Source organism: Kitasatospora sp. MY 5-36 (genome assembly GCF_001182915.1).
Taxonomy (GTDB): domain Bacteria; phylum Actinomycetota; class Actinomycetes; order Streptomycetales; family Streptomycetaceae; genus Kitasatospora.
Map to the genome: position 1 here is coordinate 1 of NZ_LFVW01000454.1, position 9,567 is coordinate 9,567.

Annotated in this window: 8 protein-coding genes; 4 read left to right on the plus strand and 4 right to left on the minus strand. The window is 72.1% G+C overall.

Annotated elements, in window-relative coordinates; genetic code table 11:
* The 4 genes from AE652_RS26540 to AE652_RS26555 form a co-directional block, all read left to right on the plus strand.
* Positions 1-1,177: hypothetical protein (locus AE652_RS26540; protein WP_053112259.1), on the plus strand; the 1,177-nt coding region annotated here is incomplete at its 5' end.
* A gap of 69 nt (positions 1,178-1,246) precedes the next feature.
* Positions 1,247-2,002 carry a TylF/MycF family methyltransferase gene (locus AE652_RS26545; protein ID WP_234348545.1) on the plus strand — a complete coding sequence of 252 codons (756 nt, stop codon included), beginning with the start codon at positions 1,247-1,249 and terminating at the stop codon, positions 2,000-2,002.
* Entirely contained in the window at positions 1,999-2,754 is a 756-nt protein-coding gene (locus tag AE652_RS26550) for a tRNA-dependent cyclodipeptide synthase (protein ID WP_049655871.1), read from the plus strand. Before AE652_RS26545 ends, AE652_RS26550 begins: the two co-directional genes overlap by 4 nt.
* On the plus strand, positions 2,751-3,950 hold the full coding sequence (locus tag AE652_RS26555) for a cytochrome P450 (protein WP_049655872.1): 1,200 nt from the start codon (positions 2,751-2,753) through the stop codon (positions 3,948-3,950). Before AE652_RS26550 ends, AE652_RS26555 begins: the two co-directional genes overlap by 4 nt.
* A 206-nt stretch (positions 3,951-4,156) precedes the next feature.
* Here AE652_RS26555 and AE652_RS43175 read toward each other — a convergent pair whose 3' ends face one another.
* The 4 genes from AE652_RS43175 to AE652_RS26575 all read right to left on the minus strand — a co-directional run.
* Entirely contained in the window at positions 4,157-5,614 is a 1,458-nt protein-coding gene (locus tag AE652_RS43175; RefSeq protein ID WP_082345982.1) for a trypsin-like serine protease, read from the minus strand.
* A gap of 609 nt (positions 5,615-6,223) precedes the next feature.
* The gene (locus tag AE652_RS26565) at positions 6,224-6,766 is read right to left on the minus strand and encodes a hypothetical protein (RefSeq protein ID WP_053112263.1); all 543 of its coding nucleotides are present in this window, start codon (positions 6,764-6,766) and stop codon (positions 6,224-6,226) included.
* Between the two features lie 268 nt (positions 6,767-7,034).
* On the minus strand, positions 7,035-7,334 hold the full coding sequence (locus tag AE652_RS26570; RefSeq protein ID WP_143204551.1) for a hypothetical protein: 300 nt from the start codon (positions 7,332-7,334) through the stop codon (positions 7,035-7,037).
* A 202-nt stretch (positions 7,335-7,536) separates the two neighbouring features.
* A partial coding sequence (locus AE652_RS26575) for an ALF repeat-containing protein (protein WP_049655877.1) occupies positions 7,537-9,567 on the minus strand: 2,031 nt, incomplete at its 5' end.

Genomic DNA, 9,567 nt, shown 5'->3' on the forward strand with positions numbered 1-9,567 from the left:
CGCGGCGGCCGGCCCCGGCTGGCCCGCGATCGAACCGCTGCTGCGCGCGGCGGCCGACGAGCACCGGCTGGCGCGGGCCGTCGCCGACCTCGGGCTCGACCGGGTCGCGGAGGTCGTCGTCGAGGAACTGGCCGTGCGGTGCGATCCGGTGCCGGTGGACGGCGCCGCGCACCTCGCCTTCGAGCTCACGTCGGACGGTGAACGGGCCTGTCGTCTTCTCACCGTCGACCGCGACGGGCTGACCTCGAAGCGGGACGGCTGGCAGGCGGCGCCGGTGCGGATCACCCATGACGCCGTCGACCTCCTGCGCGGCCTCTACGGCCCCGGCACCGATCGCCGGACCAGTCGGCGGGTCACCACCTGCGCCGAGCTGAACGCGCTCGGCCCGGCCCCCGGTGGGCTCACCGCGATCGTCCGCGAACGCCAGCGGCTGGCGGTCGCGGTCCAGGCGGTCGTGGCCGCCTGCCAACGGCACCCGGTCGACCTCGGCGGGCTCTCGACCCGGTTCGGCTCGGACAAGTGGGCCGACCTCCACTGGTACACCCAGCACTACGAGCGGCACTTCGCCCGCTTCCGGAACGCGCCGGTCCGAGTGCTGGAGATCGGGATCGGCGGCTACGACGCACCCGACCAGGGCGGCGCGTCACTGCGCATGTGGCAGCGCTACTTCCCGGCGGGACTGGTCCTCGGGCTCGACATCGTCCCCAAACCCGGTGTTCGGGGCCCCCGCATCGCCACCGCCGTCGGGGACCAGGGCGACCCCGGACTCCTGGACGACCTCGGCCGTCGGTTCGGGCCGTTCGACATCGTCATCGACGACGGCAGCCACCTCAACGCCCATGTGCGAGCCTCCTTCACCGCCCTGTTCCCGCACGTGCGGCCCGGCGGGCTGTACGTCGTCGAGGATCTCCAGACCGCCTACTGGCCCGGCTACGGCGGCACCGCCGGCCCCGTCGCCGGGCCCGGAACCTCGGTCGGCCTGCTCAAGCAGCTCGTCGACGGCCTGCACCACCGGGAGTGGGTGCCACCGGCGGCAGCGCCCGGACCGTCCTACGCCGACCGGCATGCCGTGGCTCTGACGGTCTACCACAACCTCGCCTTCGTCGAGAAGGGCGTCAACTCCGAGGAGGGCGCTCCCGACTTCATCGACCGCGGGTGGTCCGCACCACCAGCGTGACGTCCGCCAAGCCCTCCGGACCGATCCGGACCGATCCGGACCAAAACCGACCTGCCAGGGAGACAGCCAGTGGATGACTGCGACAGTGACGGGCACCTCTACCTGGACCTCATGAAGAAGGTCCTGACCAATGTCATCTACCAGGACGGTGGGCTCACTCCGGACGGACCGACCGGCTACCAGGCCGAGGAGCGGCACGGAGGGTTGGACTGGCCCGCTGCCGCGCACACGATGATCGGAAGGGAGCGGCTGGACAACCTGCACGACTGCCTGGAGCGGGTCGTCGCGGACGGCGTCGACGGCGATCTCATCGAGACCGGCGTCTGGCGCGGCGGGGCCTGCATCTTCATGCGTGCCTTCCTGAAGGCGCACGGCATCACCGACCGCCGCGTGTGGGTGGCCGACTCCTTCACCGGCATCCCCGAGGTGGGCGCGGACGGGCACCCCCTGGACCGCGAACTGGCCCTGCACGAGGCCAACGGGGTCCTCGGCGTGCCCCAGGAGGAGGTGGCGGAGAACTTCCGCCGCTACGGGCTGCTGGACGACCACGTCGCCTTCCTCCCGGGCCGGTTCCGGGACAGCCTGCCCCAGGCGCCGGTCGAGAAGCTGGCACTGCTCCGGCTCGACGGCGACCTCTACGAATCCACCTGGGACGCCCTGACCCACCTGTACCCCAGGCTGTCCACCGGAGGGTTCGTGATCATCGACGACTACGTCATCCCGGCGTGCCGGGCCGCTGTCCACGACTTCCGTGAGGAGCAGCGGATCGACGACCCGATCCGACGGATCGACGTCTGCGGCGCGTACTGGCGGCGGAGCCTGTGATCGCGGTCCCGGCGGAAGCCGTCACGGTCCACCCGCTCAACGAGCAGTCGCGGGAGATCCTCGACACCGGTGAGGCCGCGGTGTTCGGACTGAGCCCGTTCAACGGGTTCTACCGGCCCGCGACCGTCGAGACCCTGCTGGCCTGGGCTGCCGGAAGGTTTCGGCACGTCGAAGCCGTCCTGCCCGGCTACGAGACGGCCTTCGGCCTCATCGCCTGCGGGCGGGCACCCCGGGAGGCCGCACAGAGCGCGACCCGGGCCGTGCGCAGGATGCGCGCGGCGGCACGGCGCGCCCTCCACGCCTCCGGCCCGAACCCGCACGACCGGGTCAACAGCTGGACCCGGCTCATCAACCGGAAGCGCTACCGCGAGCTGCGCGCCCAGGTCGACGACGCCTTCCGCTCGGACGGCCGGTTACGGGAACTGTGCCGGGAAGCATCCCGCGGCTACCTCATGACGGTCCTCGGCGGCGAGCCGACCCCGGCGCAGATCGAACTCAACCTCGGCTACGTCCTCGCCGAACTCCCGCTCGTCCTGGACCTGCCCGGCATCACGGGGACCCGGACCGCCCTCCTCCTCTACAACCGTCCCTGGCCCTTGCAGCTCGCCCTGTGGAACGGCGAGGTCCCGGCCCTGGCGCCGGCGCCGGGCCACGGCTTCGCCACCATCGCACTGGCCGTCGAGCCGGCCGTGGCACCGGCCGTCGAGCAGGCCGCGCCGCCGAACGCCGGTACCAGAGGAGCCCAGTCGTGACCCTGTCGGACACCGACATCCTCCAGTGGCCGCTGCCCGCGGGGGAGCACGGGACCCCGCCGCCGCTGTACGCCACGTTGCGGCGGGAGCGCCCGGTCTGCCCGCTGCGCATGCCCAGTGGGCAGACCACCTGGCTGCTGACCCGCCACGACGACATCACCGGAGTCCTGACCGACCCGCGCTTCTCCAGGGACCTGGTCTACCCGGGCGCGCCGCGACTGATCGGCGAGGACTTCAACTCCGTGCCCGGGGGCATCTTCAACCTGGACCCGCCCCGGCACACCCGGGTGCGGCAGATCCTCAACCCGCTGTTCAACCGGCGAGCCGCCGAACGGTACTCCACCGCCATCGCGGCGCACGCCGAGGACCTGCTGACGGCGATGGCCGCGGGAAGCAACCCCGCGGATCTGGTCAGCGCCTACACGGCGCCCCTCGCCCTGCGGGTCAGCTGCGGGCTGCTCCGCATCCCGGCGGACCGGCGCCAGGCGCTGCACGGCTGCTTCCGTGAGCAGACCAGCCAGAACGCCGACCGGACGGACGTCTCGGCCGCCACCGAGCAGATCGGCGCACTGGCCGCCGAGATCGTCGCGGACAAGTGGTCCGCTCCCGACCCGACCGAACCGATCGGTGCCCTGATCGCGGCCCGTCAGGCCGACGAGATCACCTCCGACGAGCTGCACGGCACCGTCAGCTACCTGCTCGTCACCGGGATCGAACCGCTCGTCTCCTCGGCGTCCACGGGCATCGTCACCCTGCTCAGGCACCCCGAGGAGCTGCAGTGCGTCCTCGAAGACCCGCGGCTGTGGCCCGCCGTCGTGGAGGAGGTCCTGCGGTTCCACCACAACGGCTACCTGTCCAACCCGCGAGTCGCGTTGGAGGACACCGAGATCCGCGGCGTGCCGATCCGCGCGGGGGAGTCGGTCGTCACGCCGATGATCGCGGCGACCTGGGACCCGGATCACTACAAGCACCCCCACCGGTTCAACATCCACCGCCGTACGGACGGATCGAGGACCTTCGGCGCCGGCCCGCACTTCTGCCTGGGAGCCTCACTGGCCCGGGCGCACCTGCGGATCGCTTTCGAAGCACTCTTCACCCGGTTCCCGAGGCTCATCCTCGCGATCGACGCGGACGAACTCCCCTGGGACGAGGACAACCTGTTCACCCGCCCGCTCGTCCTGCCGGTCGCCTGGTGAGGGGGGGCGACAGCGCACGGGCCGGGGTCGGCGGACTACCGGCGCGTCGTGCGGGTTCGAGCGGACCGCGACCGGATCGGTCACGGTCCGCTCGAAGGCCCTGGGCGGGAGAGTGCGTAGCATCGACGCCGCACCACAGCCCGGCGTCCGGGGCCCGCGCCGCGCAGTGCGCGGCGCGGGCCCCGGACGGTGAGGCGGGCCCGGGATCAGGCGAAGGTGTTGGTGGACCAGATGGCGTTGCCGATGCCTTCGCCGCCGTCGGCCTTGTAGACGACGAGGTTGCCGTCGTCCTGGAGCTTCAGGAAGGCGCCCGCCGACCAGAAGGTGCCGGAGGCCCAGAGGCTGCGGCTGCCGTCCGCGGAGTAGACGACGGCGTTGCCGTCGGGCTGGATCCGGAGGAAGGCGTTGCCGTTGCCGGCGGTGTTGCTGTGCCACAGGACCGCGTTGTCGCTCAGGCGGTAGAGGACGAGGTCACCGTCCCACTGCATGGCCAGGCGGGTGGTCTTCGCGTACACCTGCTGGCCGGCCACGAGCTGGGTGCCGGAGCGGAAGGTGGTGGCGCTCCAGACGGTGTTGGCGACCGTCTCGGCGGCGTTCTTCTTGTAGAGCGCGAAGGTGCCGTCGTCCTGGAGCTTGAGGAACGCGCCGTTCTGGCCCCAGGTGTTGGAGCCCCACAGGGCGCCGGTGCCGGCGGCCGGGTTGCCGTCGCTCTTGTAGACGACGAGGTTGCCGTCCGGCTGGATGTACGCCCAGGCGCCGTTGTTGCCCGAAGTCCCGCTCGACCACAGGATCCCGTTGTCGACCTGCTTGTGGGTGACGACCAGGTCGCCGTCCGGCCGCATGGTCAGCTTCAGGTCCGCGCCGACGATCGACTGTCCGGAGGTCAGCTTGGTGTCCGACTTGACCGACACGCCGCCGGCGGCCACGGTCGAGGAGACCCATCCACCGAGGTCGTCGACGCGGGTGGCGGTCGCGCCGGTGCGGGTCTCGGTGGCCGGGGTGTCGAGGCAGCCGCCCTGCCAGGAGCGGGAGGCGACGGCGACGAGTTCGGACTTGCCGCCCGTCTCGCGGATCGTGGGGGCGCCGGTGTCGCCCTTGCAGACCGCCGCGCCGCCGGTGCCGGTGACGCTGATGCCGGTCGCGCTCACGGTGCCGAGGGTGAAGGAGCCGGTGTGGGGCTTCAGCGGGGCCCACTCGTCCTTGGTGCGGCCGTACCCGGCCACCCGCAGGTTCTCTCCCGAGGTGGGGGCGGTCGTGGCGAACGCCGGCGGGGTGATGCCGTCCACGGCGGTGGCCAGGCGGGCCATCACCAGGTCGCGCTCCTGTCGCGGCACCAGCTCGGCCACGTCGGCGGACTTGGCGCCCACCGTGACGGTCGTCTTCCACTTCGGCGCGCCGGCCGCCAGCGTCTGCGGCTGTGCGGGGTCGTCGGAGAAGCAGGACGCGGCGGTCAGCACCCAGTAGTGGTCCACCAGCGTGCCGGTGCAGCCGCGCAGGGCGTCGCCGACGACGATCCGGGCGGTGTAGGCGTACGAGCCGTCGGCGGCGGCGTCGCCGGTCACCGCGCCGGCCGGGGTGAAGGAGGTCATCGTGCCGGCGGCCGCAGCGGCGGCCGCTACCAGCACGCCCGCTCGTCGGGAGCGGGGCGAGGAGTTGCGAGGCATGAACAGGGTTCCCAACGATAAGAGGTGAATTCGGGTAGCGATCGGTCCGACGTGGTCCGGCGGGCTTCCCGCCGACGTCTTCGCCGACGATCGCGAAGCGCTGTCCTGGAGCACGGAGGGCCTGCGGGGCAGGTCAGCGGTGAGGCTGACCCGGCAGTTCGGGCCCGTGGTCGCCGAGGCCGGGGACGAGTGAGCCGCCCGCGTCCGACGGAGTCCGCGATCGCGCGGCCTCTGACGGGCCGCCAGGCCGTCGCCCTGCACCCGCTCAGTCGCCTGGAGCGGTACGAGCGGCGGGCCTGCAGCCGGCTCGCCGGCCTGTGCGGCCGGTGGCCCACCGCCGAGCGACGGCAGCCGGTTGCCGAGGAACTCGCAGCGCAGGCACGGCCGTTCGGCGTCCTGGCGGTTGGAGTCCCGCTGTGCGGCCCCGTCGGGCTTCGTGGCGTCGGCCGCCGTCTGCGGGGTGGACGCGGAGGGCGTTCGCACCGCTCGCGGGCCGCGGCGATACGGGCCGCTCGGATGGTTCGGGTCCCGCTGGTCCCGGTCCCGCCACTCACGCGGCGGGGCCGGGACCGGGGGATCAGGCGTGCGTCAAACCGCCTGATCGGAACCTCACTTGGAGGTGGTGAGCTCCAGCAGGGTGAACGGGCGCTGCTGCGGGTCGGTGAGCTCGCCGACCTTGTTCCAGGTGTTCGGCTTCAGGTCGTGGATCTTGGTCTCGGTGCCGTTCACCATGACCACGTGGACGGAGTAGTCGGAGGTGGAGACGGCGTAGGTCGACGGCAGCTCCAGGCTGAGCCGACCGGACGTGCCGGTGGTGGTGAAGCAGAAGCGGCCGCCGCCGACCTTGTCGGTCTCCGCCATGTTCCGGGCGTCGACCTCCAGCAGGCCCGGGGCGCAGGGCACGAGGACGATGTGGCCGTCACCGCTCTTCAGCCGGATGCCACGGTCCGCGAAGATCTGGTCCGCGCCGGGGTAGGCGAAGTCCTCCACGGCCGGCGGCGGAGTGTCGTCGGCGGTCAGCGCCTTCGGAGCGGCGGCGGTGCCGCCGGGCGCGGCGGCGCTGCGGTCAGCCGCGACGGCGCCCACGACGCCGGACACCGCGACCGTGCCGGCGACCGCGCCGACGATGACCATCTTGGTGATGGAACGCATGAATAAAACCCCCTGATTAGCCGTCAATTGCTGCTGGTTCGCAGCGGACCTGCCGAGTCGGTGCACGTACCGGCGACCTGGTCGAATGGCGTTTCCGGCCACCCCTGGCCACCCCCGGCCCCGACCGGCACCATTGCTATCACGAGCGGGTCGACTTCCGGAAGATCGTTTCCCGCTTCGGAAGCATCTGGAATTCCGCCATGTTCGTGTACGGCCTATATGTTCGGGGAAAAGGTTGTCGCGGGCGGGTGAGCCGTGGACCGAGCCGCTACCGGGTGGTCCAGATCGCCGCGGTCCCGAAGACGACCAAGGACACGAAGACCTGCGCCATCATGGCGGGCGGCCACGTGTTGTCCTCCGACTCGCCCCTCTCCTTCGCCTCCATCAGGCGCTGCGCGAACTTCCTGCGGTGGCCGACCATTCCCACCGGGAAGGCCACCACCGCGAACGAGTACATGGCGAGCACCGCGGCCGCGTCCATGTGCTTCGCGTAGTAGCTGCCGAGGCCGAAGACCACCATCGCGGCCGGCGCCAGCGCCATGCTGATCCGGTGCGTGCGCGTGGGCATTCCCGGTGCCAGGACCGCCCAGAACACCGCGGTCGCCAGAATCGCGAGCCACCACCACGAAACGACACCAAGCCCCAACGGATACACCGCACACCCCCCTCGTTCCGGCTGTGGAGCCCGCGTCGGACGCGGGCTCCACAGCCACTGTTCTGTCACGGCCATTCGAACACGGCCGATCACTCACTGCCTAGCGATCACCTGATCAGTCGTCGCTCGAGAACCAGCTGACGACGGACGAGACGGCACTGTGTCCGGCCTTCACCAGCCGCTCGCCGACCTTCTCGGTCACCTTCACGCCGAACTTGGCCGCTTCCGCCGCGCCCTTCTCGATCGCGCCGACCACTCGGCCACCGATCAGGGAGAGGCCGACGGATGCCACCGAGCCGATGAACTTGTCGCTGCTGAAGCCGTAGCCGATCCCGGTGTACAGGGCCGAAGCCACACCCGTCACCAGCGAGAACGTGCCGACGGCGGCCGCGAAGGGCTGGCCACCCGGAATGAGCATCAGGCCGGCCGCGACGAACCCGCTCCAGGTGCTGACACTGCCCAGGAAGTCTCCGTAGTCCTTGAACAGCTGCTTGTCGTCCTTCGGCGGAGAGCCCGGAGCGGGCTTCTCGGGAGCCGGAGCCGGAGTGGTCACCTTGTCGTTGGCCGGCGTGTTCACCGGGTCGACGTGGTTGGCCTCGTTGGCCTTCGCCTGGGCCGCCGCGGCGGCGGCAGCGGCGGCCTGCTCCTGCGCCCGCTTCTGCGCGGCGATGGCGTGGGCGTCGCTCGCGGCCTGCGACGCCGTGGCGGCGTCCTTGCCCGCCGCGCTCGCGCTGGCCGCGGCCTGCGCCGCCGAGGCCCTCGCGCTCGCCGCCGAGTTCACGGCCTGGTTCGCGGAGGTGGTCGCCTGGGTGGCCGAGTAGTTGGCCTGCCGGTTGGCCGTCTGCGCGGTCGCCGCCGCACTCTTGGCCTTCTGCGCCGAAGCGGCGGCGGCTGCCGCGGAGGCGTCGGCGGCGGCGGACTTGGCCTTGGCGTCGTCCGCGTACCCCTTCGCCTGCTGGGCCGACTGCCCTGCCAGGCTCGCCCAGTGCGCGGCCTCATCCGACGCGTGGCGCGCGTCCGCGGCGATCTGGTACGCCCGCTGGGCGCTCTCGCTCGCGGTGGCCGCGTCCTTCGCGGCGTTGGCGATCATGCTCAGCACGGACGACACGTGCGCGTCGGTGTCCGCGTCCTTCTGCGCCGCCGTGAACTGGGTCTTGCGGACGAACTCGTGCTGCATCCAGGCCGGTCCGGCCAGGGCGACCGCGCCCGCGGCCTTCACGTTGGGCCCGCCGCCGTCCGTGGCGACCACCACGGCCACCCGGTCGTCCTCGGCCAGGGCCTTGGCGTAGCCGTTGGACAGGAAGGCGGCCAGGACCGACACCCGGCCGTCGGCCAGTGCGGCGCCGCCGTCCCGCTGGACGGCCTTGCCGCCGTCCGAGACCAGGGAGACGGTCCGCACCCGCAGGTCCTCGGCCTGGGCCTGGAGCGCCCCGCCGCTGAGGAACTTCTCGACCGCGGTCGGGTCGGTGCTCTCCAGCGTCTTCTGCGCCTCGGTCGCCAGCTTGGCGTTCGCGATGCTCGTGACGGCCAGGATCTTCTCCCGGTCGTCGAGCTGAAGGCTGCGCTGGTAGTCCGACTTGGCCCAGGAGACCACGGCCTCGTCGGTGCCGGAGAGCGCGGCCTGCGCCGACGCCCGGGTCCAGGAGCCGGTGGACTTCAGCAGGTTGACCGCGGCCTTGCGGCCGGCCTGGGCGGCCGTCGCCGTGGCGGTTCCGGTCGCCGCGGCCTGCTTGACCAGGTCCTTCGTCGCGGCGTCCTGCGAGGCGGCCTCGGTCTGCTGCTGGTTGAAGTCCGCCTGGGTGGCCTGATCGTCCTTCAGCAGCAGGTCGGCCTGGGTGACACCGAGCTGCTTGTCCGACTCCAGCTGCACGGCCTCGGCGTCACGGGCCAGCTTCTCGAGCGTCTGGGCCTTCGCCACCGCCGAGGCCGCGGTCTCGGCGGCGACAGCGGCGGCGTCCGCGTGCTGCCCCGCGATCTTCGCCCAGTCCTGGGCCTGGCCCGCGGCGGCTGCCGCGGCGTCGGCTGCTGCGGCGGCCTTCTCCGCGTGGTCGGCGGTCCGGTTGGCCAGATCCTTGGCCTCGCCCGCCGCGGCGGCGGCCGCGGTGGCGAGGTTCTGGGCACGGGTCGCGGCCGTGCTGGCCGCGTT